The sequence below is a fragment of the Collinsella aerofaciens genome (assembly GCF_040910325.1).
In the GTDB taxonomy this organism is placed as follows: domain Bacteria; phylum Actinomycetota; class Coriobacteriia; order Coriobacteriales; family Coriobacteriaceae; genus Collinsella; species Collinsella aerofaciens_BL.
The window spans coordinates 1-25,092 of the sequence record NZ_JBDGAV010000010.1 but is presented as its reverse complement, the minus strand read 5'-3'; the positions used below and the strand labels follow the sequence as shown (position 1 = coordinate 25,092).

The 25,092-nt window shown below is 59.7% G+C and carries 26 protein-coding genes; 22 read left to right on the top strand and 4 right to left on the bottom strand.

The genetic code is table 11. The features are described from left to right. Positions 1-37: 37 nt before the first annotated feature. The 14 genes from AB5Z25_RS05465 to rsfS all read left to right on the top strand — a co-directional run bounded on the left by AB5Z25_RS05465 (position 38) and on the right by rsfS (position 13,701). Positions 38-1,069 carry a rod shape-determining protein gene (locus AB5Z25_RS05465; RefSeq protein WP_006236061.1) on the top strand — a complete coding sequence of 344 codons (1,032 nt, stop codon included), beginning with the start codon at positions 38-40 and terminating at the stop codon, positions 1,067-1,069. 78 nt (positions 1,070-1,147) lie between these two features. Next, positions 1,148-2,089, top strand: a complete 942-nt coding sequence (gene mreC, locus AB5Z25_RS05460; RefSeq protein ID WP_368135026.1) for a rod shape-determining protein MreC — start codon at positions 1,148-1,150, stop codon at positions 2,087-2,089. An 11-nt stretch (positions 2,090-2,100) separates the two neighbouring features. Next, a complete protein-coding gene (locus tag AB5Z25_RS05455; protein ID WP_022094761.1) occupies positions 2,101-2,667 on the top strand; it encodes a rod shape-determining protein MreD in 567 nt (188 codons plus the stop codon). 13 nt (positions 2,668-2,680) lie between these two features. Continuing rightward, positions 2,681-4,750, top strand: a complete 2,070-nt coding sequence (gene mrdA / locus AB5Z25_RS05450; protein ID WP_368134986.1) for a penicillin-binding protein 2 — start codon at positions 2,681-2,683, stop codon at positions 4,748-4,750. Positions 4,751-4,759: 9 nt separating this feature from the next. Then, on the top strand, positions 4,760-5,986 hold the full coding sequence (locus AB5Z25_RS05445; protein ID WP_022094759.1) for an FtsW/RodA/SpoVE family cell cycle protein: 1,227 nt from the start codon (positions 4,760-4,762) through the stop codon (positions 5,984-5,986). 18 nt (positions 5,987-6,004) lie between these two features. Next, complete coding sequence (locus AB5Z25_RS05440; RefSeq protein WP_368134985.1) at positions 6,005-6,934, top strand: YcjF family protein; 930 nt, start codon at positions 6,005-6,007, stop codon at positions 6,932-6,934. A 10-nt stretch (positions 6,935-6,944) separates the two neighbouring features. Next, entirely contained in the window at positions 6,945-8,822 is a 1,878-nt protein-coding gene (locus AB5Z25_RS05435) for a TIGR03960 family B12-binding radical SAM protein (protein ID WP_368134984.1), read from the top strand. Further along, entirely contained in the window at positions 8,819-9,631 is an 813-nt protein-coding gene (locus AB5Z25_RS05430; RefSeq protein WP_368134983.1) for a TIGR03936 family radical SAM-associated protein, read from the top strand. The genes AB5Z25_RS05435 and AB5Z25_RS05430 overlap by 4 nt, the downstream gene beginning before the upstream one ends. Positions 9,632-9,698: 67 nt before the next feature. Next, positions 9,699-10,073 (top strand): 50S ribosomal protein L21, encoded by a 375-nt coding sequence (gene rplU / locus AB5Z25_RS05425; RefSeq protein ID WP_035138585.1) that lies wholly within the window; start codon positions 9,699-9,701, stop codon positions 10,071-10,073. A 33-nt stretch (positions 10,074-10,106) separates the two neighbouring features. After that, positions 10,107-10,364, top strand: a complete 258-nt coding sequence (rpmA, locus tag AB5Z25_RS05420; RefSeq protein ID WP_006236075.1) for a 50S ribosomal protein L27 — start codon at positions 10,107-10,109, stop codon at positions 10,362-10,364. 85 nt (positions 10,365-10,449) lie between these two features. Continuing rightward, positions 10,450-11,916 (top strand): GTPase ObgE, encoded by a 1,467-nt coding sequence (obgE, locus tag AB5Z25_RS05415; protein WP_368134982.1) that lies wholly within the window; start codon positions 10,450-10,452, stop codon positions 11,914-11,916. Positions 11,917-11,919: 3 nt separating this feature from the next. Then, on the top strand, positions 11,920-12,597 hold the full coding sequence (nadD, locus tag AB5Z25_RS05410; protein ID WP_035138584.1) for a nicotinate-nucleotide adenylyltransferase: 678 nt from the start codon (positions 11,920-11,922) through the stop codon (positions 12,595-12,597). Between the two features lie 87 nt (positions 12,598-12,684). Beyond that, on the top strand, positions 12,685-13,218 hold the full coding sequence (yqeK, locus tag AB5Z25_RS05405) for a bis(5'-nucleosyl)-tetraphosphatase (symmetrical) YqeK (protein ID WP_171025201.1): 534 nt from the start codon (positions 12,685-12,687) through the stop codon (positions 13,216-13,218). A gap of 27 nt (positions 13,219-13,245) precedes the next feature. Beyond that, positions 13,246-13,701 (top strand): ribosome silencing factor, encoded by a 456-nt coding sequence (rsfS, locus tag AB5Z25_RS05400; RefSeq protein ID WP_035138582.1) that lies wholly within the window; start codon positions 13,246-13,248, stop codon positions 13,699-13,701. 94 nt (positions 13,702-13,795) lie between these two features. On the opposite strand, the gene dinB is transcribed toward rsfS, so the two are convergent. Then, complete coding sequence (gene dinB, locus AB5Z25_RS05395; RefSeq protein WP_368134981.1) at positions 13,796-15,049, bottom strand: DNA polymerase IV; 1,254 nt, start codon at positions 15,047-15,049, stop codon at positions 13,796-13,798. Between the two features lie 201 nt (positions 15,050-15,250). Between dinB and rpsP the strand changes: the two genes are divergently transcribed. The 8 genes from rpsP to AB5Z25_RS05355 are packed head-to-tail and all read left to right on the top strand — an operon-like array spanning position 15,251 to position 21,722. After that, on the top strand, positions 15,251-15,592 hold the full coding sequence (gene rpsP / locus AB5Z25_RS05390) for a 30S ribosomal protein S16 (RefSeq protein WP_022094749.1): 342 nt from the start codon (positions 15,251-15,253) through the stop codon (positions 15,590-15,592). Positions 15,593-15,634: 42 nt separating this feature from the next. Then, positions 15,635-15,880: a KH domain-containing protein gene (locus AB5Z25_RS05385; protein ID WP_171021534.1), complete on the top strand. Its 246-nt coding sequence runs from the start codon at positions 15,635-15,637 to the stop codon at positions 15,878-15,880. 34 nt (positions 15,881-15,914) lie between these two features. Then, the gene (gene rimM, locus AB5Z25_RS05380; RefSeq protein WP_233547283.1) at positions 15,915-16,406 is read left to right on the top strand and encodes a ribosome maturation factor RimM; all 492 of its coding nucleotides are present in this window, start codon (positions 15,915-15,917) and stop codon (positions 16,404-16,406) included. A gap of 10 nt (positions 16,407-16,416) precedes the next feature. Next, the gene (gene trmD, locus AB5Z25_RS05375) at positions 16,417-17,175 is read left to right on the top strand and encodes a tRNA (guanosine(37)-N1)-methyltransferase TrmD (RefSeq protein WP_368134980.1); all 759 of its coding nucleotides are present in this window, start codon (positions 16,417-16,419) and stop codon (positions 17,173-17,175) included. A gap of 2 nt (positions 17,176-17,177) precedes the next feature. Next, on the top strand, positions 17,178-17,741 hold the full coding sequence (gene lepB / locus AB5Z25_RS05370; protein WP_368134979.1) for a signal peptidase I: 564 nt from the start codon (positions 17,178-17,180) through the stop codon (positions 17,739-17,741). A 59-nt stretch (positions 17,742-17,800) separates the two neighbouring features. Then, positions 17,801-18,712, top strand: coding sequence for a glycine--tRNA ligase subunit alpha (locus AB5Z25_RS05365; protein WP_117820562.1), 912 nt, complete (start codon positions 17,801-17,803; stop codon positions 18,710-18,712). Between the two features lie 3 nt (positions 18,713-18,715). Continuing rightward, the gene (gene glyS / locus AB5Z25_RS05360) at positions 18,716-20,812 is read left to right on the top strand and encodes a glycine--tRNA ligase subunit beta (protein ID WP_368134978.1); all 2,097 of its coding nucleotides are present in this window, start codon (positions 18,716-18,718) and stop codon (positions 20,810-20,812) included. A gap of 34 nt (positions 20,813-20,846) precedes the next feature. Further along, positions 20,847-21,722: a pyruvate, water dikinase regulatory protein gene (locus AB5Z25_RS05355; protein ID WP_368134977.1), complete on the top strand. Its 876-nt coding sequence runs from the start codon at positions 20,847-20,849 to the stop codon at positions 21,720-21,722. A gap of 616 nt (positions 21,723-22,338) precedes the next feature. On the opposite strand, the gene AB5Z25_RS05350 is transcribed toward AB5Z25_RS05355, so the two are convergent. The 3 genes from AB5Z25_RS05350 to AB5Z25_RS05340 form a co-directional block, all read right to left on the bottom strand. Next, complete coding sequence (locus AB5Z25_RS05350) at positions 22,339-23,481, bottom strand: methyltransferase (protein ID WP_217750717.1); 1,143 nt, start codon at positions 23,479-23,481, stop codon at positions 22,339-22,341. Next, entirely contained in the window at positions 23,474-24,529 is a 1,056-nt protein-coding gene (locus tag AB5Z25_RS05345) for a radical SAM protein (RefSeq protein WP_270253453.1), read from the bottom strand. Before AB5Z25_RS05345 ends, AB5Z25_RS05350 begins: the two co-directional genes overlap by 8 nt. A 20-nt stretch (positions 24,530-24,549) precedes the next feature. Further along, positions 24,550-25,092, bottom strand: a 543-nt coding sequence (locus AB5Z25_RS05340) for a DUF5969 family protein (protein ID WP_368134976.1), incomplete at its 5' end; no start/stop codon positions are given.

Here is a 25,092-nt window from a genome sequence, read left to right as displayed (position 1 = left end):
ATCATCCAACACATCAGGAGTTGCGTTGTTTTCTTTGATGGATATGTTCTTCGGTAGCTATGCGGGCGATCTTGCCATCGACCTCGGCACCGCAAATACGCTTGTCTCCGTGCGTGGCAAGGGCATCGTCATTCGCGAGCCCTCTGTTGTCGCCATCGACAAGAACGACGAGCGCATCCTCGCGGTCGGTATCGAGGCAAAGCGCATGCTCGGCCGTACGCCCGGCAACATCGTGGCCGTTCGTCCCCTGAAGGACGGCGTCATCGCCGACTTCGATGTTACCGAGGCCATGCTCCGCTACTTTATCGACAAGGCGTCCGAGAAGCGCTATCCGTGGACCCCGCGTCCGCGCGTTGTCGTCTGCGTTCCCTCCGGTGTCACGTCGGTCGAGAAGCGTGCTGTCTTTGAGGCCACGATCCAGGCCGGCGCCCGCCAGGCCTATCTGATCGAAGAGCCCATGGCCGCCGCTATCGGCGCCGACCTGCCCGTCGAGGAACCCACCGGCTCCATGGTCATCGACATCGGTGGCGGTACCACCGAGGTCGCTGTTATCGCTATGGGCGGCATCGTCGTCTCGCAGTCCATCCGTATTGCCGGTGACGAGTTCGACCAGGCCATCCTCACACACGTTCGCGATGCCTACAACCTGGCCATCGGCGAGCGTACGGCAGAGGACATCAAGATCAAGGTCGGTTCCGCCGTGCCGCTCAAGGACGAGCTCGACGTCGAAGTCAACGGCCGCGACGTGATTACCGGTCTGCCCAAGACCGTGCGCATCGAGAGCGAGGAGATTCGTCGCGCACTCAACAAGCCACTCGACGAGATGGCCAAGGCCGTCAAGGACGCACTCGACGCTACGCCTCCCGATCTTGCCTCGGACCTTATGTACTACGGCATTTTGCTGACCGGTGGCGGTGCGCTGCTGCGCGGTCTCGACGTGCGCCTGCGCGATGAGACCGGTGTTTCGGTCAACGTCAGCCCCACGGCGCTCGATAATGTCGTTAACGGCTGCGCCCGCGTGCTCGAGGCCAATGCGTTTGATGGCGGCTTCGTCCAGACCAATGCTTAATTTCCAAAAGGTGGATTCCATTTGGCACGATCTTCGGGTTTCTCCACAAATCTGAATACCAAGCGACAATCAACGGGTATGCGCCCGTTGATTGTTTTCAGCCTGATTTCGGTGTTGCTGCTCACGTTTTACATCCGCGAGGGCGAGGCAGGGCCGATTCATGCCGTGCGTTCGGGCGTAACGACGATTACCTCTCCGGTGCGCTTTGTGGGCTCGGCTGTGGCGGCTCCCTTCAATGCGATTGGCAACGTGTTCTCTAACCTAACGGCGTCGCAGGACACGCTCGACGAGCTCAAGAAGCAAAATGAGGAGCTGACCTCTAAGGTCGCCGAGCTTTCTGAGGCTCAAAAGACTGCCGAGCGCCTGGAGGGCCTGGTCGGGCTGCAATCGACCTACAACCTCAAATCGACCGCAGCTCGTATCGTTGGTGCCTCCGGCGATGCCTGGACCTCGACCGTTACCATCGACAAGGGCTCTGCCGACGGCCTTACCATCAACATGCCCGTGACGAGTTCTGCCGGTGTTATCGGCCAGATTATCGAGGTATCGGCCAAGACCTCTACCGTGCGCCTGATTGGCGACGAGAACTCGGGCGTGTCCGCCATGGTGCAGGACACGCGCGCCCAGGGTATGCTGCAGGGTCAGGCTGACGGCACGCTGCGTCTTGAGTACGTGAGCGTCGACTCCGATGTTAAGGTTGGCGATATCATCGTGACCTCTGGCATCGGCGGCGTGTTCCCCAAGGGCCTTCTGCTTGGCACCGTCTCGTCGGTTGAGAAATCGGCAAACGACGTGTACTACACCATTGTGGTGCGCGCTCAGACCACGGCCGAGAACAACGAGGAAGTGCTGGTCATCACCTCGCTGACCGACGAACAGTCGGCCTCGGATGAGGACGTGAGCACGGCCAACAGCACGCCGCAGGGAACGTCGCGCGATGCTGCGACCAAGACGAAGGACGAGAGCTCGGATGACAGTTCCGACACGTCCGAGACGATCGATTCTGGCTCGAGCGAATAGGGGGCATGTCCATGGATCTACACGAGCAGGGGATGAGCTCCCGCACGTTTGTGATCGCCGCCATTGTGTGTGTGCTGCTGCAGGCAGGCCTGGCACCGCAGATCTCCATTGCGGGAGGTCGCGTCAACTTCATGATTATCCTGGTGTGCCTAAGCGTGTTCTCGGGCGACCCGACCCGTGCCGTCGTGTGCGGTTTTTGCAGCGGCTTGTTTTATGACCTGTCCGCTGCCGTGCCGGTGGGCGTTATGTCGCTCCTGCTGACCGTGGGTTCTTTTGCCCTGGTGCACAGCGCCGTCGGTCAGACGGGCGGTACCCCGAGTGCGCGCGGCGTCACCGTGGGCGCCTTTGCGCTCGTCATTAATGTGATCTACAGCATCATCTTGCTGTTTATGGGTTTGGAGACGAGCTTTGTCGTGGCGATCTTCGGCCATGCGCTGCCGTCCTCGATCCTGACGGGTCTGGTTGCCATTCCGTTTTTGATGTCCGGCGTCGTGCCGCAGTCCGGCTATGGATTCTCCGCACGTGGCGGACGCCAGACGGGTATGCGCTTTAAGCCCAAGACCCGCAAGCTCAAATAGGGGAGGCCCGTAGATGTCTTCCCAGATGACGGTTATTATCGCCGGTATCGTGCTGGTTGTGGCCATCGTGGTCGCGCTGGTCATCATTCGTCGTGGCGATTCCCGTTTTACCTACGATACACAGCATGGAACGGCCCCGCGCGCCACCGAGGGCGAGGGCAATACCGCGGCGACCGCCTTTAAGGGCCGCTTTTCCATCCTCACCACGGGTGTGGGCGCGATGTTTGCGGCACTTGCCGTCAAGCTGTGGGGCATGCAGATGGTCTCGTCGGACTATTACGAGAAGCAGGCCAATAGTAATCAGACTCGCACCGTTACCACACCCGCTGTGCGCGGCCGCATCCTCGACCGCAATGGCGTGGCGCTTGTCCAGAACCGTCCCTCACTTGCTGTCGTGGCCTACCGCGACCTTGCCGAGGATGAGGTTCTGGTTCGCCATCTTGCCAACGTGCTTGGAATGCCTTATGTGGCGGTCCTTCGCAATATTCAGGACAATACAGAGGGCGCTCAGAGCCTGCATACCATCGCGACGGACGTCCGTCGCTCCACGGTTGCCTATATCAAGGAACACGCCGGCGAGTTCCCGGGCGTCAAGATTGCCGAGCGTACCGAACGCCAGTATCCATACGGCGAGACGGCATGCCATATCTTGGGCTATACCGGCACCATTACCTCCGAGCAGCTCGAGGCCCAGAATAAGAAAACCTCTGGCGATGATGATGCTTCTGCTGGCAAGATTACGTACCAGTCGGGCGATATCGTGGGCCAGGCGGGCGTTGAGAGCTACTACGAAAACCTGCTGCAGGGTATTCGTGGCGAGCAGACCGTCAAGGTCGATGCCTCGGGCAATGTGACCGGTCAGGCCGGCGCCGTGCCCGCGAAGGCCGGCTCCGACATTAAGCTCACGCTCGACCTTAAGATCCAGCAGGCCTGCGAGACGGCGCTGGCGAGCGCTATCGAGCTTGCCAAGACCACTGGCTACAGCAATGCCGGCAACGGCGCTGTGGTGTGTCTCGATCCCAACAATGGCGAGATCCTGGGCATGGCGAGCCAGCCCAAGTTCGATCCGTCCGTCTTTATCGGCGGCGTCTCAAATGACGTGTGGACCGAGCTCAATGATGACAAGGGTTCGCACCCGCTGCTCAACCGTGCCATTAGCGGACAGTACATGTCGGCCTCGACCATCAAGCCGCTCTCGGCGCTGGCCGGTCTTGAGTTTGGAACCTACACTTCAACGCAGACAACCAACTGCACGGGTTATTGGACGGGTCTGGGCAAGTCGTGGGGCAAGTACTGCTGGCTGCATTCCGGCCACGGCACCATGACGCTGCAGTCGGGTATCGCCAACTCGTGCGACCCCGTCTTCTACGACATGGGCAAGGCGTTCTTTTATGACGAGCAACATCCCGAGGGCCTGCAGGAGGTCTTTCGTCGCTGGGGTCTAGGCAAGACCTGCGGTATCGATCTGCCGAGTGAGGGCGCGGGTCGTATTCCCGATGCCGAGTGGAAAGAGTCGTACTTCACCGACGCCTCTGCCGAGGACCGCAAGTGGAATGCCGGCGATATGACCAACATTGCCATCGGTCAGGGTGACATCCTGGTGACGCCCCTGCAGATGGCGTGCGCCTATATGGGTCTTGCCAACGGCGGCAAACAGTACGTGCCTCACGTGTTTTTGTCTGCCGTGTCGCGCGATGGCGACGGCGATGCCTATAAGTACAACGGCAAGGGCAAGAAGAAGCGCCTGGAGGCCAAGATCAACAGCGATTCGGATTTGGCTCTTGTTCGCAACGGCATGCACGACGTGATTTACACGGCATCGACGTCCCTGGCGGCTCACTTTGGCACCCTGACGCCGCAGGTATACGGCAAGTCGGGCACGGGCGAGAAAAGCGGTGAGGACGAATACGCGTGGTTCTGCGCCTATGCACCGGCCGATGATCCCAAGTATGTCATCGCTACTGTCCTGGAGCAGGGCGGCGGCGGCTCAGATACCGCGATGCATGTCGTGCGCGACGTGCTCGGCGTGATTTATGACGAGCCCGATACCTCTTCGGCCTCGGGCGATTCTTCGGTTCGATAGGAGGTTGCGATGGATTTTTCTCCGGCGGATCTGTTCCGTTCAACCAAGACCGGCTCTCGCAGCAGCCTGGACCGTGTCAACAAGCAACTTTCGGCCTCGCGCGGCACGTTTCGCCAAAAGGTGCATATCGGTGTGCTCGTGGCTACTGTGGCGCTCGTCGCCTACGGTGCCATCATTATCTGGTCGGCTTCGCAGTTTAAGGCCGATGCTTCGTTCTCGCGCCATTTGCTGGGAATTGGCATCGGAGCGGTGCTGGCGGTGCTCGTCTGGCGAACCGACCTGCGCGGTATTTCCAATTTCTCGACGGCGTTGCTCGTCATCGACCTGATCGTGATCTTCTCGCCCAAGATTCCGGGTCTGTCCTATACAGGCGGTCTGGGCATGACGGGCTGGATCAAGATTCCCGGTATCGGCTTGACATTCCAGCCGGTTGAGCTTGCCAAGCTCATCACCATCTTCTTTATTGCTACGCTTGGCTCGCAGTATAACGGTCGCATCGATACCGTTCGTGACTACGTCAAGCTCTGCGGCATGCTGTCCATTCCGTTTTTGGCCGTCGTTGCCATGGGCGACCTGGGCTCGGGCCTGGTCGTGCTGGTTTCGGGCGCCATCGTCATTTGTATGAGCGGTGCACGCCGCGAATGGGTGCTGTCGACCCTGGCCCTGCTCGTGGGCCTGGTGGCCCTCGTCCTGGCGCTCGATTCGGTCTTTGATTCGTTGCTCGGCCACGATGTGCTCATCAAGCAGTATCAGATGAACCGCCTGACGGTCTTTATCGACCCCGATAATGCCGATTCGGACGATGCCTACAACCTGCAGCAGTCGCTTATCGCCGTTGGCTCGGGCGGCTTCTTTGGTAAGGGCTTGGGCCATGCGACGCAGTCGGCCGGCGGCTTTCTGCCTGAGTTCCACACCGACTTCGTCTTCGCCTTCCTGTCCGAGACCTTTGGCTTTTGCGGTTCCTTTTTGCTCCTGTGCCTCTACGTGCTGCTGATCTTTTCGACGATTCGCGTCGCCTTTAAGTGTGAGTCGCTGTTCTTGCGCCTATCGTGTGTGGGCATCGTTGGCATGTGGGCGTTCCAGACCTTCGAGAACATCGGCATGTGCATCGGCATGATGCCGATTACCGGTATTCCGCTACCGTTTATTAGCTTCGGTTCGTCTTCGATGATGATTCAGCTGCTGACGGTGGGTATCGTACAATCCATATGGCGGCATCGTTCGGGCGCCGCGTAACCGCTGGAGGGGTTTGCTATGAAAATTCCCGTAGATAAGCTGACCCGCGCTTTTAAGATGGGCGCGTCCGTTAAGAAGGATTCCGATACGCCGGTGCGCGTCTCGGTCTATCTGGATTCGTCCGCCTCGCGCTTTCTGGCCGAGACGGTGCGTGACGCCTTTGTGCCGCAGACGACCTCGGGCATTGTGCGCGTCGAGCGTCTGGGGGAGGAGCGAATTGCTCCAAAGACCGATACCGATGTGGTACTGGTGCTCTCGTGTGGTTCCGACCGCTTGGAGAGTGCCGTGCAGGAGCTCGTGATCGCCGGCGCGCCCGTGTGCGTGCTTGCCGAGTCTGCTGTGGAGGTGCCGTTTATCGAGGAGTCCACGCCCATGCTCGGCGTGGTAGCGGCAACCGATAAGACGTATCTGCTCGAGACGCTTGCCCGCTGGATTCTCGATCGCACCGACAAGGAAACGGCTTTTGCGGCGAACTTTGCCTTCATGCGCATCGCGGCGGCCAATCGTATCATCACCTCGTGCGCGCTCACCAATATGGTGACCGGGGCTTTGGTGTTTTTGCCGGGCGCCGATTATCCCGTTATGGCGCTGGCGCAGGTGGGCATGCTCTTTGAGCTCGCTGCCGTCTTTGGACGCGGCATTAAGCCAGAGCGTGGCTACGAGGTCGCGGGCGTGCTTGCCGGCGGTCTTGTGATCCGCGCGGTCACCCGCGCGCTCGTCAAGCAGACGCCGCATATTGGGTTTGCCGTCAAGGCGCTCACTGCTGCCGCGGGCACCTATGGCATGGGCCGTGCGCTCGTTTCGCTCTACGAGCGCGATGTCGACTACAGCCGTGCCAACGAGGTGGTCACTGCCACGTTCTCCCGCGTTCGCGATCTGGTGACCACGGTCGCGGGCGCTACCCGTCCTATGGCGTCCTATCAGGACGCATCCGATATCGCTGCTTAGGGGTTTTCCGTTGCGCGTTGCATACCAAGACTGTTTTCATTTAATTGAGCCGCTGCTCGCCAAGGTCGAGAAACCGAGCCGCTATATCGATCACGAGTGGGGCACGCTTTCCAAGGCCGATGCCGACTACCGTTGCTGCCTGATCTACCCGGATGTGTACGAGGTCGGTCTGCCCAATCAGGGCATCGCCATCCTCTACAACATCCTTAACCAGGCCGAGGGCATCTCCTGCGAGCGCGGCTATGTGCCGTGGCCCGATATGGGTGACGCCATGCGCGAGGCAGGCATTCCGCTGCTCTCGCTCGAGGGTGCAGCGCCGGTTGCTTCGTTTGATATCGTCGGCCTGCATGTGCCGCACGAGATGGCGGTGACGAACTTCCTCGAGGCACTCGACCTCGCTGGTATTCCGCTGTTAGCGGCTGACCGCACCGAGGACGACCCCATTATCATCGCCGGCGGCCCCTCGGTGTACAACCCCGAGCCGTACGCGGCCTTCTTCGATGCCATCCTCATCGGTGAGGGCGAGGAATCGCTGCTCGAGACCTGCCAGCTGCATCGCCGCCTGCGTGACGAAGGGGTCCCGCGCGCGCAGATTGTCGAGCAGCTTGCATCCATTGCCGGCAACTACGTGCCGTCGCTCTATGAGGTTCGTCACGACGAGCCCTGCTCGCCGCATGGCTACACCGTGCCGCGTGAGGGCAAGGATGCGCCGACCGTGGTCTACAAGCGCGTCGTCGAGGATTTCGGCGCCACGAATCCGCTGTCGCAGTCGTGCGTGCCCTATGCGCAGCTGGTTCACGACCGCCTGTCTATCGAGATCCTGCGCGGCTGCGCCCGCGGCTGTCGTTTTTGTCAGGCCGGCATGACGTATCGCCCGGTGCGCGAGCGCTCGGCCGACCAGATCGTCTCGTCGGTGATTCAGGGTCTGGAAAAGACCGGCTATGACGAGGTGTCGCTGACCTCGCTCTCCACGACCGACCACTCCTGCATTCGCGACGTGCTCGGCAGGCTCAACCGTCGCCTGGAGGATACGGGTATTCGCGTGTCTATTCCGTCGCAGCGCCTGGATTCGTTTGGCGTGGATATGGCCGAGTCGGTTGCTGGCGAAAAGAAGGGCGGCCTGACGTTCGCGCCCGAGGCCGGCAGCCAGCGCATGCGCGACATCATTAACAAGAACGTGACCGAGGAGGACCTGGACCGTGCGGCCAAGGCGGCCTTCGAGGCCGGCTGGAACCGCATGAAGCTCTACTTTATGATGGGCCTTCCCGGCGAGCGCGACGAGGACATCGTGGCCATCGCCAATCTGGCCGATCACGTGCTGGAGCTCGGTCGTTCCGTGGTGCCCAAGGCTCGTCGCGGCTCGATCTCGGTGTCGATCTCGGTTTCGGTCTTTATCCCCAAGGCTGCCACGCCGTTCCAGTGGTGCCCGCAGCTCGACTACGACGACGTCAAGCGTCGCCAGAAGTTGCTTATCACGAGCGTTCGCAACCGCTCCGTCCGCGTGCATTACCACGATGCCGAGACCTCGCTCATCGAGGCCGCGCTGTCCCGCGCCGGTCGTGACATGACGCCCGTCATCATCGATGCTTGGCGTTCGGGCTCTCGCTTTGACGCCTGGGTAGAGCATTTCTCGCTCGAGAACTGGAAGGAGGCTGCTGCCAAAAACGGCATCGACCTCAACGAGCTCGTACACCTGCCTTACGAGTTGGACTGGCGCCTGCCGTGGGAGCACGTGAGCCCCGGCTGCACGCGCGGCTTCCTCGAGCGCGAGTACCGTCGCTCGCTCGAGGGCGTCACGACTCCCGACTGCACCCGCACGTCGTGCACCGGCTGCGGGATCTGCCCCACGCTCCACGCCAAGAATGTATTGATGGGTGATCGCGCATGAGTGAGCGCCTGACCGACAACCCCTCGCTCTTTAGGCTTCGTGTTCGCTATGGCAAGCGCGATCGCCTTAAGTACCTGGGCCATCTCGAAGTAATCCATACCATTGAGCGCATCGTGCGCCGTGCGGGACTTCCCTATGCCGTCACGCAGGGCTTCTCCCCGCACATGCGCGTGGGCTTCTCTTCGGCGCTACCGGTGGGTACGTCGTCGACCTGCGAGTGGTATGACCTGTTTATGACCGAGTTCGTGGCGCTCGACGAGGCGTTTGAGCGCCTGGCTGCGGCGTCTCCGGCCGATCTGGCGCCCATCGAGGCGGCGTACATCGACGTGCGCACGCCGGCATTGACGGCGCAGCTCACGCGCCTGTCGTATCGCATCGACCTGCATCTGGATCCCGAGGCGCCCGTAAGCGCCGATGAGGTGCGTCGTGCGATCGACACGCTGCGCGCGGGCCACGGCATCGACTACGCGCGCGGCAAAAAGAGCAAGCGCTTAGATTTGGATCACACGCTCGTGGGCTATGAGCTCACTGCGGGGGAGCGCCCGGACCATTTGGTGCTCATGCTCGACACCCATGCCGACAACGAGGGCTCCATGCGTCCGGAAATTTTGCTTTCTGCGGCTGATGTTTTGTTGCAGGGCTTGACCCCGGGCGTGGATGCACCTATTGTTTCCACCGGTATGCAAGACCTCGTGACCATCTGCTCCTACGATGTCGAGCGTCAGAATCAAGCATGCGAGGACGACGAGGGCCGACTCGTCAGCCCCATACCTGTGCGAACTTGTGGATTTGCTCCACATACTCGTTGACGGGGGTATTTTCGCCTGCTACTATATTCGACTGTTGCACTAACTGATGCATGAAGGGCAAGTAAACATGTACGCAATCGTTAACACGGGCGGCAAGCAGTACAAGGTCGCCACCGACGATGTCATCACCGTCGAGAAGATCGAGGGCAATGAGGGCGACAAGGTCACCCTGCCGGTTATCTTCCTCAACGATGGTAAGAAGATCGTCACCGATCCCGACAAGCTGGCCAAGGCCAAGGTTACCGCTCAGATCGTTGAGCAGTTCAAGGGCGAGAAGCAGCTGGTCTTCAAGTTCCACAAGCGCAAGCGCTATCGTCGTCTGAAGGGTCACCGTCAGCAGCTCACCAAGCTGAAGATCGTGAAGGTTCAGGCTACCTCCCGCGCCAAGAAGGCTGTCAAGGCAGAGGCTGAGGCTGTTGCCGAGGCTCCCGTCGCCGAGTAGATTACACTCGTAACGAAAGAGTAGGTATACACAATGGCACACAAAAAAGGACTCGGTTCCTCCCGTAATGGCCGTGACTCCCGCGGTCAGCGCCTTGGCACGAAGCGCTATGCCGGCCAGACGGTAACCACGGGCACGATTCTCGTCCGTCAGCACGGCACGCACATCCACCCGGGTGAGAACGTTGGCCGTGGTAAGGACGACACGCTGTTCGCGCTGGTCGACGGTACCGTTGAGTTCCACAAGGGTATCAAGCACAGGGTCAGCGTACGCCCGCTCGCGAACGCGTAATTCACCCTTCATAGAGCACATATGTGGGAGGCACTTGAGTTTTAGGATTCAAGGGTCTCCCTCTTTTTTGTAGGAGGCGATTCTGTTGTCACAGTTCACCGATATCAGCCGCATTAACGTGTGCGGCGGCGACGGCGGAGCCGGATGCATGTCGTTTAGGCGCGAGGCATTTGTCCCCAAGGGCGGCCCCGATGGCGGCGACGGCGGTCGTGGCGGCAATGTCGTCATCCAGGCCGATGCTCAGCTGTCTTCGCTGATCGATTACCGCTTTAAGCATCACTTCCGCGCCGAGCGCGGCACGCACGGGCAGGGTGCCCGTCGTAACGGTAAGAGCGGCGAGGACCTGATTCTCAAGGTCCCTATGGGTACCGTGGTGCGCGAGCTCGACCCCGAGACGCAGACCCCGATGTTCGAGATTGCCGACCTGGTGCACGACGGCGAGCGCGTCGTCGTGGCGCCCGGTGGCGCCGGCGGTTTGGGCAATACCCACTTTGTGACGTCGGTGCGCCGCGCGCCCGCGTTCGCCCAGCTGGGCGAACCTGCCGAGGAGCACTGGATCGAGCTCGAGATGAAGCTTATGGCCGATGCCGCGCTCGTGGGCTTCCCCTCGGTGGGTAAGTCATCGCTCATCGCGCGCATGAGTGCCGCCCGTCCCAAGATTGCCGACTACCCGTTTACCACGCTCGTGCCCAATCTGGGCATGGTGCGTGCCGGCGAGTACTCCTATGTCGTTGCCGACGTTCCCGGTCTCATCGAGGGCGCGAGCGAGGGCAAGGGCCTTGGTCACCAGTTCCTGCGCCACATTGAGCGTACGGCCCTGATCATGCACGTCGTCGACATGACGGGTGGTTTTGAGGATCGCGATCCGGTCGAGGATTACCACATCATTAACCGTGAGCTTGAGCAGTATGGCGCCGAGCTTTCGGAGCGTCCGCAGATCGTCGTTGCCAACAAGTGCGATGCGCCGGGCACGGCCGACAAGATTGCCGACCTTAAGCGTGCGGCGCTCGACGATGGCCATATGTTCTTTGCCGTGTCTGCTGTTACGGGCGCCGGCCTCAACACGCTGATGCTTGCCGTGGGCGAGCAGGTGGCTAAGCTTCGCGCCGAGCTGGCGGTCTCTGATGAGCCGGTCGATCTGCGCGACGAGGAGTGGGAGCGTCGCCGTCTGCAGCGCGAGAAGCGTTTCCGCATTGTCCAGGAAGAGCCCGGTGCCTTCCGCGTGGTCGGTCGTGCCATCGAGCGCATGGTCATCCAGACCGACTGGGAAAACGAGGAAGCCGTCATTTACCTGCAGCATAAGTTTGCGCGTATGGGTGTTGACGACGCGCTCGAGAAGGCCGGTTGCCGTGCGGGCGACGAGGTCCGCATTTGCCAGCGCGCCTTTGACTTTGAGGGCGCTGAGGACTTCTCGGAGTACGAGGAGCTCGAGGATGCTGACGAGGACGTTGCCGTTGAAGCCATTGACGTGGCCGATGCTGCGGATGAGGGCGTCGAGGTTGTCGATGCGGCGGATGCCGCGGACGATGCCGAGACCTCGGAGGGCGAGTAAGCCATGTCGCTGCGCGGTGGAATCGGTCTGCCCGAGCTTCCTCTAGAGGACGGGCGGGAGTTTAGGCTCGGCATTATGGGCGGCACATTCGACCCGATTCATTACGGGCACTTGGTGACTGCCGAGCAGGCGCGCGAGTCGCTCGACTTGGACGCTGTGCTCTTTATGCCCGCGGGCTCTCCTGCCTTTAAGCTTGACAAGCCGGTGACGCCTGCCGAGGACCGTTATGCCATGACGGTCCTCGCCACCGCCGCGAACCCGGCCTTTTTGGCGAGCCGGTTCGAGATCGACCGGCCGGGCGTAACCTATACGGCCGATACGCTTCATGCCCTTCGCGACTTTTACCCGCCGCAGGTAAAGCTCTACTTTATTACGGGCGCCGACGCGATTATCGATATTGTTACCTGGCATGATGCCGAACGAATCGCTGAGCTTGCTACCTTTATTGCGGCGACGCGACCGGGCTTTGATATCGATACGGCGCGTGCCCGAATCAAAGAGTCGGGGCTGCCGTTCGACGTGCGCTATATTCAGATTCCGGCGCTGGCGATCAGCTCGACGAACATTCGTAAGCGAGTTGCCCGCGGCATGAGCGTGCGCTATCTTACGAGCGAGTCTGTGCTCGGCTACATTCGCAAACGCAGGCTATATGCCGATCTGGGCCAAGAAGATTTTGAGTGATGGGGGTCTACGTTGTCGGTAGAGGATCAGTTTGAGGGCGATGAGCGCGCGCTGCTCAAGCGCATTCAAGAGCTGCTCGATGTTCGCATGAAGGATAAGCGCAAGCGCTATGTGCATTCGCTGGGTGTTGCCGAGACCGCACTTCATCTGGCCGAGGTCTACGGCGTCGACCGCTTTGATGCCGCTGCCGCCGGCTTGATCCACGACTGGGACAAGGTGCTTTCCGATGACGAGCTGGTCACGCGCGCTCTGCATTACGGCATTAAGATTGCCGGCTCTCCTTCTGCCGCGACGCCGCTTTTGCATGGCCCTGTTGCCGCCTATGAGCTTCCGCAGCTTTTTCCCGAGCTGTCGCCGGCGGTCTTTCAGGCTGTCGACCGTCACACCGTGGGTGCCTGCGATATGACGCCGCTCGATATGGTGGTCTTTGTGGCCGATGCCATCGAGCCCAACCGCCACGGCGACTATGCCCATGCACTGCGCAAGATGGTGGGGGAGTCGACGCTCGACGAGTTGTTCTTCTCCTGTTTTGCGCAGGGTTTGGTCTATGTGATCCAGTCCGGGCGCTATCTTTATCCCACGGCTATTTCGATTTACAACCATTACGCCCAGCTGCGTTAGCTCGGGCTGTCTAGAAAGAGGTATTCCATGGCCGACGAGACCATGACCGACGAGCAGATTCTTGAAGGTGTGGAGCACAAGAGCTTCGTCGCCACGTCCGACCGCACTGCCGCCTCGCTGTCCGCGAGCGGTGTCGCCGCCGAGGATGTCGCCCGCGCCGCCGCGCAGGCCGCCTACGACAAGAAGGGCGAGGACGTTCAGGTGCTCGACCTGACCGAGCTTTCCGACGTATGCGACTACTTTGTGCTTGCCACCGGTACCAACAACCGCCAGGTCGATTCTATCGTCGACGAGATCGAGGAGAAGGTCGCCGAGGCTTGCGGCGAGCACCCGTTCTCCATCGAGGGTCGCGAGCAGAAGACCTGGATGCTCATGGACTACGGTTCGGTTGTCGTCCACGTCTTCACTCCCGAAGCCCGCGACTTCTACCGCCTCGAGAAACTCTGGGGAGACGCCCCCCAGCTCCCCCTCAATCTCCTCTAGTAGCTCATTTGAGACGGGGTTTAGCTACCCTCACGCATATCGCCGGGCAGTTGCGGTTTTCCGCAGCTACCCGGCTTTCTTTTTGCCTCAGGGACTAATCGTTGAAGCGGGATTGGCGGCCGAAGGAAAGGGCGGTGTCGCCGAATTTGTCTCGGACGGCGTCGATGGCGACGGAGAGGTCGCGGCGGTCGCTGGATTGGGCTCCGCGGTCGTCGACTTCGCAGAACAGGTCGGTCTGGATGCCGCCTTGGTGGTCGAAGTCGCTCATGCTGATGCCCGCTAAGCGAACATGCATGCCTTCCTGCCAGATGTTGTCGAGCAGTTCGAGTGCAACCGCCACGAAGATGTTCTCATCGTCGGTCGGATGAGGCAGCCGGCGCTGTGCCGTACGCCCGCTTCCATACGAATACTTGAGCTTGAGCGTTACCGTGGCACCCGTCAGCCCCTGACGGCGCAGGCGGCGTCCCACTGACTCTCCCAACAGCGCAATTGCCGCCTCAATATCCCCACGCTCAGTCAGATCTTTAGCAAAGGTGCGTTCATTGCTGACCGACTTGACCTCTCGCTCTTCATCGAGGCTCGTGACTTCGGAGATTTCGAGTCCCAGCGCACGCTGACGCATGCGCTCGCCATTGACGCCAAAAATAGAGGCCAAGGTGGATTCCGGTGCACGTGATAGCTCGCCGAGGGTGTAGATGCGCATGCGGCGCAGTCGCTCCTCGGCCGAGCGCCCGATGCCGCTCATGGCAGATACCGGCAGTGCGGCCAAAAAGCGCTGCTCGGTTCCGGGGCGCACGATGGTCAGCGCAAACGGCTTATCCCGCTCGCTTGCGATCTTTGCGACCGTCTTGTTGCAGCCCACGCCAATGGAGCAGGTCACTCCCAGCGCTGCCACGCGGTCGCTTATACGCCGCGCAACCAGCAGCGGGTCTTCGGGCGCAAAGCGACCCGGTGTGATATCGATAAAGGCCTCGTCGATGGACACACGCTCCACGCGCGGTGTCTCATCGGCAAGGATCGCCATGACCTGCGCGCTCACCTCGCGGTAGCGATCAAAGTGTCCGTGCGTCCAAATGGCCTGCGGGCACAGGCGCCGCGCCTCGGCCGAGGCCATGGCAGAATGCACGCCAAAGCGACGCGCCTCGTACGAACACGTGGACACGACGCCGCGCGACTCGGCGTCTCCGCCCACGATGAGCGGCTTTCCGCGCCATTCGGGATGATCGAGCATCTCCACGCTCGCAAAAAATGCATCGAGGTCCATCAGGCCCACCGCCGGACCCGTCCAGGGCGGCGGCGTGACGCCCGCAGCATCCTCATAACCGTATGTATGTTCGCGTCTTTCCATGTCATGAGTATACCGCGCAGCTCATGTGGGGTGCGTGGATGCGCTTGCAAATCGCGAATTCTTGTCTAAGATATGGATTTGCCCTCGACTACACCGAAGAAGTTGGTCTCACGGACTTCACCTGCCCGCGTCGATGGCGTATTATGTTCAACTGTTTGTTTGTAGTTGCAGCCTAAAGCTGCTTGGTTGGAGGAGTTTCCTTTGGCAGTCAAGATTCGCCTTGCTCGTCACGGCGCTAAGAAGCGTCCGTACTACCGTGTCGTCGTCGCCGATTCCCGCGCCCCGCGTGACGGTCGTATCATCGAGGAGGTTGGCCGCTACAACCCGATGACCGCCCCCAAGACCATCAACCTCGACCTCGAGAAGATCGCTGACTGGCAGTCCAAGGGCGCTCAGCTCACCGACGCCGTCGCCGCTCTGGTCAAGGCCGCCAACGAGGGCGAGAAGACCGAGACCGTCGTCAAGAAGTCCAAGAAGCAGCTCGCCAAAGAGGCCGAGGCCGCTAAGGCTGCCGCTGAGGCCGCTGAGGGCGCCGAGGAGTAAATCGTGCCTGAGGTTGACGCTGCACAGCTCGAGGGTGAGGCAATGCTCTCAGATCGCATCGCCGATCTCGTCGAATATCTCGTTGTTCAGATCGTCGACGACCCGGATTCCGTGAGCCTTGAGGTCATTGATGGTGACGACGCCTCTACGATTGAGGTTTCGGTTGCCGAGGATGACGTCGCTAAGGTCATCGGCCGTCGTGGCCGTACCATCAAGGCCATTCGCACGCTCGCCCGTGCACTGGCCGCTCGCCTCGACACTGCTGTCGAGGTAGAGGTTCTGGGCTAGGACCTTGAGGTCCCAGTACAAAAACATCGCCCGTGTGGTCAAGCCGCACGGAAGGAAGGGGGAGGTCCTCGCGCAGCCGCTGCGGGGGCTTCCTTCTGTATTGGAGCCGGGTATGCGCGTCGCCTTGACGCCGCCGGCGCTCAAGCGCGACCGTTTTTGCACGGTCGTGTCCGTCACCGATACGGGCGATGGCGATCTGGTCTCGTTTGAGGGCATAGACGACTTGACGGCCGCTGAGGGCATCACAGGATGCTATGTGCTGGCCAATCGTGACGACTTCGAGCTCGATTCGCTCGACGCAGCCTATACCGACCTCATGGGTCGCGAGGTGATCGACGAGCGCTTTGGTTCGCTCGGCACGATTGTCGAGATCATGTCGACGCCCGCCAACGATGTTTGGGTTGTCGAGGGTGATCGGTACGGCGAGGTGCTGATTCCCGTGATCGAGCAGGTTGTGCTCGATCTTCCCGACACAGGAACAATTTCCGTCCACGTTATGGACGGCTTGATCGATATGGACAAGTAGGGAGGACAGCATGCTGATTGAGACCCTTTCGGTCTTTCCCGAGATGTTTGAGCCCGTCATGTCCACGTCGATTTTGGGCCGCGCCCGCAAGGCCGGCCTTTTTGATTTTAAGGCGTATAACCTGCGCGACTGGACGCACGACCGCCATCGCACCGTCGATGACGAGCCATACGGCGGCGGGCAGGGCATGCTCATGAAGGTCGAGCCTATTGCTGAGGCAATCGAGGCTATTAGCTCCGAGGGTCCCAAGCCCACCGTGGTGTTCTTTACCCCCTGCGGCGAGCCCTTTACGCAGCATGTGGCCGAGCGCCTGCTCAAAAGCGAGCGCCTGCTGTTTGTGTGCAGCCGTTACGAGGGCGTCGACGAGCGCGCATATGCGTATGCCGATGAGCGTCTGTCGATCGGCGACTACGTGCTTACGGGCGGCGAGCTGCCCGCTATGGTCGTGGCCGATGCCGTCGTACGACTCATTCCCGGTGCCTTGGGCGACGAGATGAGCAACGTGGACGAGTCCTTCTCGACCGCCGAGGACGGTGGCCTGCTCGAGTATGCGCAGTACACCCGCCCCGCCGAGTTCAATGGTGAGGGCGTGCCTCCAGTGCTCGTGAGCGGCGACCACGCCAAGGTCGATGCCTGGCGTCGTAAGAACGCCATCGAGCGTACCTGTCGCTGGCGTCCCGATCTTATCGAGACGGCACACCTTACGCCCGAGGAACGCGCGTACGCGCAAGAGATTCTGGACGCTTCGTATTCGCAGAGCGAGGAGTGAGAATGGTTCCATCGCAGCATTCTGCCCTGAGGGGCGCCTTTGAGTGGATCGTAATCGTTGCGATTGCGCTCGCCGCCACCTTCGTGATTCGCACGTTTGTGGTCGAGCCCTTTGTGGTGCCCACCGGCTCCATGGAGTCCACGATCGAGATCGGCGATCAGATTCTGGCGCAGAAGGTGACGCTCGAACTCGGACAGCCCGTCAAGCAGGGTGATATCGTGGTGTTCCACAACCCCGATGCCACGTCCGAGCATGACGTGCTGGTGAAGCGCGTCATCGCCACGGCCGGCCAGACGGTCGACCTGCAGGACGGCAAGGTCGTCGTCGACGGCCAGACGCTCGATGAGGACTATACGACCGGCATGAGCTGGCCGCTTTCCGTTCAGGCGCCCGCTGCCCAGGTGAGCTATCCCTACACCGTTCCTGACGACTGTGTGTGGGTGATGGGCGACAACCGCGAGAATTCTGCTGACTCCCGCTACTTTGGCCCGGTCGACCGCTCCGACTTGATCGCCGTGTCGCTTGTGCGCTACTGGCCGCTCAACCGTATCGGCGCTATCGACTAAAAACCGCTATAGTACAGTACCTAACCGTGTAATCGTTTCGACGAGGGGATATTAGAGGCATGAACGCTTCATCGCTTTCCTTCCAAGACATCATCCTGCGCCTCCAGCAGTACTGGGGCGAGCAGGGCTGCGTCATTATGCAGCCCTATGACTCCGAGGTCGGTGCCGGTACCTTCCATACCGCGACCACGCTGCGCTCGCTCGGTCCCGCCGAGTGGCGCACCTGCTATGCGCAGCCCTGCCGCCGTCCCGCCGACGGCCGCTACGGCGAGAACCCCAACCGCATGCAGCACTACTATCAGTTCCAGGTGCTCATCAAGCCCTCGCCGGTCAACGCCCAGGAGCTCTACCTGGGTTCGCTGGCCGCCATTGGCCTGGACCCCAACGACCATGACGTCCGCTTTGTCGAGGACGACTGGGAGAGCCCGACCCTGGGCGCTTGGGGCCTTGGCTGGGAGGTTTGGCTCAATGGCATGGAGGTCACGCAGTTTACGTACTTCCAGCAGGTGGGCGGCATCGAGGTCGACCCCGTGCCCGTCGAGATCACCTATGGCCTGGAGCGTATCGCCATGTACGCCCAGGGCGTCAACTCGGTCTACGATCTGGTGTGGAGCTACCTGCCCGACGGCACGCCCATGACCTACGGCGACGTGTTCCTGGAGAACGAGCGCGAGTTCAGCGCTTACAACTTTGAGGTCGCCAACGTCGAGATGATGCGTCAGAAGTTTGACGACTACGAGGCCGAGTGTCACTCCTGCCTGGAGCGTAAGCTGCCGCTGCCGGCGTACGACTGTGTCATGAAGTGCAGCCATGCCTTCAACCTGCTCGATGCCCGTGGTGCGCTGTCCGCAGTCGAGCGCGCCAACTACATCCTGCGCGTCCGCGCCGTCGCCAAGGCGTGCTGCGAGGCCTATATGGCCGAGGTCGCCGGAATCAACGAGAATGCCGATCAGGAAGGCGAGGTGGCGTAAGCCATGGCAGACGCTAAGGATTTCCTGTTTGAGATCGGTACGGAGGAAATGCCCTCTGCACCGCTGAACAATGCCGTCAAGCAGCTTGGCACCATGATCGCCAAGGGTCTCGACGAGGCCGGTCTGGCCCACGGCGAGGTCCGTGTGATCTCGAGCCCGCGCCGCCTGGCTGCGCTCGTTGCCGACGTCGCCACCGCGACCGACGAGGTTCACGAGGTCAAGCGCGGCCCCGCGGCCAATATCGCCTTCGATGCCGACGGTAACGCCACCAAGGCCGCCCAGGGCTTCGCCCGCAAGTGCGGTGTGGCTGCCGAGGATCTGGTCCGTCGCGAGGACACCGACGGCCGTGAGTACGTCTTTGCCGAGAAGAACATCCCTTCCGCCCCGGCCACCCCGATCCTGACGGCCCTGTGCGAGAAGACTATCGCTGGCCTGCAGTGGCCCAACTACCGCTCTCAGCGCTGGGGTCACGAGCATGCGACCTTTGTTCGTCCGGTCCGCTGGATCTGCTGCCTTCTGGGCGAGGACGTTGTGCCCGTGTCGTTTGCCGACGTGACGAGCGGCAACACCACGCGCGGTCATCGCGTGCTTGGCCCCGGTGACCATGTGGTCGCCAGCCCCGCTGTTTACGAGCAGGTGCTCGAGGACGCCGGTGTGCTTTCTGCCGAGCGCCGTCGCGAGGCCATCCTTGCCGGTATCGCCGAGGTCGAGGCTGCCCGTTCCGGCTGCCATGTCGATACGCCCAAGAAGGTCTTTGAGGAGGTCATTAACCTCTGCGAGTGGCCGACGGTGCTCGTCGGTACCTTCGACGAGGAGTTCCTCAAGGTCCCGCACGAGATCATCTGCGAGTCCATGCTCACCAACCAGCGCTACTTCCCGATCTATGACGGCGAGGGCAAGCTCACGCGTGAGTTCGTGGTCGTTTCCAACAGCAAGCCCGAGAATGCCGAGCGCGTGATCGACGGCAATGAGCGCGTCGTGCGTGCCCGTCTGGACGATGCCAAGTTCTTCTACGAGGAGGACTTGAAGATCTCCCTCGACGAGTTCCGTGAGCGTCTGGCCAAGGTTGCCTTCCAGGAGAAGCTCGGTAGCGTGCTCGCCAAGTCCGAGCGTATTGAGCAGCTCGCGCTCGCTATTGCCCGCGAGGCTCACCTGGGTGCCCACCTGGCCGCCGACGCCGCTCGCGCCGCTCACCTGTGCAAGGCCGACTTGGTGTCCAACGCCGTCGTCGAGTTCACGAGCCAGCAGGGCGTGATGGGCGGTTACTACGCCAGCGCGATGGGGGAGAACGACGAGGTCGCTCACGCTATTCGCGATCACTATCGTCCCCGCTTTGCCGGTGACGAGCTCCCCGAGGGCACCGCTGGCTGCATCGTGGCCTGCGCCGACAAGCTCGATACCATTGCCGGCATCTTTGCCATCGGCGAGCCCCCGACCGGCTCTTCCGACCCGTACGCGCTGCGTCGTGCCGCCATCGGCATCATCAACATCCTTCGCGACCGTCTGCCGATCGACCCCACGTCGCTCATCGACTTTGCGCTCGAGCTCTATAGCGAGCAGGGCATTGAGTTCGACGCCGCCGAGGTCGCCCAGCAGGTTCGCGACTTCTTCCACGGCCGTTTGGTGAGCATGGCCCGCGACGAGAAGATCCCGGCCGACACCGTTGCCGCCGTTTCCGCGGTGCACATTATTGCCCCGTCGGTCTTCTTCGCCCGCTGCGCCGCCCTCGATGAGGCCCGCAAGAACGACGCCGAGACCTTCGACAACCTGGCGACCGCTTACGCCCGCGCGGCGCATATCTCCAAGTCCGAACTGGGCGCGGAGTACGATCGCGCTCTGATGGGCGAGGTCGAGCTTGCGCTTGCCGACGCCTCCGAGGCCGCTCAGACCGCCGTCGATGCCGCGCTTGCTACCGAGGATTATCCTGCCGCATTCGCTGCCCTCGCCGCCCTGCGTGCCCCCATCGACCGTTTCTTCGACGAGGTTATGGTCATGGACAAGGACGAGCAGCTCCGCGATAATCGCCTTAAGCTGCTCAACCGCTTCGAGGCCGTTTTCTCCGGCATCGCCAACATCGGTGAGCTTGCCCGCAAAAAGTAAGCTATCCTGCGCATAAGCGCAAAAGGAGCCCCGCATGGATTGCCCGGTCACCGCTCGTCCCACCGTTATCGTTATCTCCGACTCGCTCGGTGATACCGCTTGTGAGGTGGTGCTTGCGGCGTCCGGGCAATTTGATGAAGGGGCTTTTCGTGTTTTACGTCTGCCTAAGGTGACCTCGGTGGAGCAGGTTAATTCGTTTGTGGGTCCGCATGTCGATGCGGACCATCGCGATATCGCCGTATTCCACACCATTGTCGATCCGGCGCTTCGTGCTCGCGTGCTCGACTACTTGGGCATGCTGCACATTCGCTCGGTCGACCTGATCGGCCCGACGCTTGCCGTACTGTCGTCGCTTATCGGCGTGCCGCCAAAAGGAGTGGCGGGTGTGATCCATAAGACCGATGACCGGTATTTCCACCGCATCGAGGCCATGGAGTACTTTGTCGAGCACGATGACGGACGTGGTTGCGACGATCTGTCGGGTGCCGATATCGTGCTGCTGGGCGTGTCGCGCACATCCAAGACGCCGCTGTCGATGTATTTGGCCTATCAGGGCTACAAGGTCGCCAACGTTCCGTTGGCGCACGGTATGGAGCCGCCCAAGTCGATTTACGAGGTAGACCCGATGCGGTTGTTTGGCCTGATTTCGACCGTCGACGTTATTTCTGAGATTCGCGATAGCCGCTTGGGCGACGACTATGCCCGTGCCGTCGCCGGCTCCTATGCCGAGCCCGAGAGCGTGCGAAGCGAGCTCGAGGAGGCTCGTGCTCTCATGAAGCGCCTGGGTTGCTTTGTAGTGCGTACCGACGGCAGGGCGATCGAGGAGAGCGCCTCCGAGATCATCGCTCACCTCGATGAGATCCAGGAAGCAAGGGCCCGCCGAGCCGCCCGCCGCGCCCAGCAGCAGTAACTACTGAGTAGCTAATTTGGGACGTGTCTCTATAGTATTGTCAAATCTCCTGGGACGAGCCCGCCCTCCTCGAGTCGCTCGGGAGGCTCGGCGTTGCAGAGACGGCGAGGCCGGACGGGGATTACCTCTTCGTGATGGAGGGGAACCCCGGCGCTGGAGGGCGACGGGGAGGCGCCTCGGGTGCAGCTACACAAGGGGGCCTGTCCACGAGGTCCACGTGCGGGAAGTCAATTAATTTACCGTTCAAAAAGGGGGCAATGTGGGAAAGGGCCAAGCCGACTATTGAAATGACGATAAAGACGAGGCAACCTGATGTATGTCGGAATATAGATAGGACAAAACGTATCATCTATATCGCTTCTATGAAACCCGATGCAAGTTCTTCTCAATCTCGAAATAGATTGAAGGCATTGAGAGGAACTTTATACTACAAAAATCGTAGGTCTGCCACCTAGACAGAAGAAGTGATTTTGTATGCGGAATCTTGCATTTTGAAAACCGGTGCCAACTATGAGGTGTGAGTCGGGCTCGGTAAAGCGCGGGGGAAATGAGATAGGCTGCGCGTCATCAGAGAGTGGCGCGCAGCCTATTGACCTGCTTTCGTATGACGGATGCTTTAGAGGATCCAGGGGCCAAGTGGGTTGCCATCTGCGGAGCAGTCTTGAATCGTTAGGATGGGATTTTGAAAGGGCTGTCTCTCCCTCCACGCCTTCAAGTGATAGGTGCAGACGCGGTCGTAGTGGATTTTTTTGTATGCGCGCGATATCTGTTTTACAGCCTCCTCTTTGCTGGAATATTTTCCTGGAGCATGTGCAACAGATGTGCATGCGATACCGTCGATCCAGCCAGATTGGGGTCCGAGGTTAAAGCTCGAGATTATTGTCAAGACGCCATTGAGGCCAGCTTGCAACAAATCGTTCTGTATTCGTTCAAATGCTGATTGATTGTTGGTTCCAAGGCCAATCATTCCAATTGCAGAGAGGTATCCGCTATCAGTGAGTTTATCTCCTGCACCTCGAATAACCTTGCTTGTGATGTTGAGGCCATCTGGGCCGCCATCGCCAACGAAGGGGTATGGTACGTCTTCTGGGATTGGGAGCAAAGGAGGATTCACCGTAATGAGTTCATAGCTGCAAGAGCTTTCGATATTGTTTAGTGCGTTGTAGAGACTTCCGGTTAGAACAGTTAAATCTTCGCTAATACCATTGACCAGTGCGTTTAGTTGGCAGATTTCTGAGGCGATTGGATTGATATCTATCGCCGTGACGTGCATTCCAGATTTTGCCAGTATGAGTGCCTGGATGCCTGGTCCAGAGCAGAGGTCTAAGGCATTCTTTCCGGGGGATGGGCTTAGCCGACGAGCGAGCCCAATTGAATCAGAGCCAAAATATAGTAAAGGCGAGGGTGATGGCGCATCGGCAAAAAGCCAGATGCCATGATATCGGATTAGAGATAAACCGGAAAGGGAGGCATTGCCATTGTGCTTGCTTAGCAGCCCGAGTGAGGCTATGGTTTCAACAGTGCCTTTCAGCAGACTTCTTTTTGCCACTTCTGAATCGAGATCAATCTCTCCACCTAGCATCAGGAAGGAGACGATCTCTTGATGCTCCCTGTCAAGTTGATCCCAGATGCGATGCGCGCATTCAAAAGGATCTATAGATATGTCAAGTGTGTCTAAAAAATCTGTTACTCCAAGAGTGTCCAATCTACGGAGTGGATTACTCGAGAGCGAATTTAAAGAGGGTAGCACTTCAATCATGTATATCAGACCCATTTCCGATAAAGGTAGTCTCGAATTTAGTCTCGACAATCAAGTCGGCTGCCAGTTTAGGAGCTAGCTTTGCAAGACAGGTCTGTGCCTCTTTCGAGAGGGCGATGTCTTCGCAAATCTCGCATTGAGAGAGGTAGCTTGAGCGCCCAAATGAAGAAAGGCCTCCGCTCGTGCGCAAGTGCTTCAGCAGCCCTCCTGGTCCTATGTATTGTATGTAATTAAGTAGGAGCAGCTGCAGTTCATTAATGTCATCCGTCAGATTGATTTTGCCAAGATCGAAAAGCCAAGTTCCCTCTGCATTTATTCCGCAGCAGGGTGCAAGATGGCAGTTTGGGGAAATAACGAAGTCTCGGCCGCAGTCGGAACAGTGTGACGCTAAGAGACGTGCCTGCGGTCGCGCATTTTGGTTGAGACTGAGATTTCGTGCGCGCCCAATTCGCGTGATGCCTGAATCCGTGATGAAGCGGGCTGGCGCGCTGGGAGGCTGGGTATTATCGTCGAACTGATGCAGGAGTGGAATGTCTTCATTAAGGTACTTGCACAGGTATGCCGGGCTGATTGTACTGTTGTTATCTCTGCAGACCGCAATGCCGAGAGTTTGAAAGCCCATTGTTTTTGCTGAGTTCCAAAGGTTGCGCACATTCTCGAGGGGTATATATTCCGCATGAAAGTCGTCGCAGCTGATATTGATTTCGTCAAGGCCACATGACTTCAATTCGTTGAGGAACGTTTCTGCGTCTCTTTCGCTTTTTGCCCACCACGCATTCGTTACAATTCGAGTAAAGAGTCCTAAAGAATTCGCATATGCGATGGCCTCGAGAAGGTCATCGCCAAGAAGGGTGCATTCTCCGCCCGTAAACACAACAACACCACTTCCGACGCATACTTCGGCGAAGCTATCGATGAATTGCCGCATTTGGGGAAGAGTAAGCCTGTCACTGTTGTTCGGAGTGCAGCTCATCAGACAATGATCACACACAGCGCCACATTTATATGTTGTTATAAATGTCAGCATTCGAGGTCTGCGGAACAGCACGTGCTGCGAGCTTTCGGAAATCATGCCGCGAGCAAACGGGCGTCGGTGATTACCAAGGTGCCTTCGTTCTCGGAGTAAGTAACTTCGAATTCGACGGAGCGATAATACCCGCGGGCGACCCCATTGGAAGCCCCTTCGGGGTTGATGGTATTGGAGCTGGAATTCTTGATTGCTGTTTTAAGCATGGCTGCTTGCCTCGCTGCACTCAAGCCCTCTTGATCAAATTTCCTGAAAACAGAAGTTTGTTTGTACGATTCCGATAGTTCAACAACATCAGGTTTGTTCATAAAAATAGCTGATCCATAGCCCATTGTGTTGACGTCGTACTTAAGGTTGGCGTTGTTTTGAGCATTCGCGTTTGCGTTTGCCATTCCGTTTGTGTTCAGAATGATGTTTGCGTTCGTTACTGCGTTTGCATTAAGTACAACGTTTACGAGAGGTATCGTTTGCGGCTCAGCTTCGTTGTCCTCGTCATAATATGCAAGTTGGATACGACGATATACTGCGCGTGCAACGGGGACACGCGCCTCCTTTTCGGTTGACTCCACCAGTTCGTACAGAGA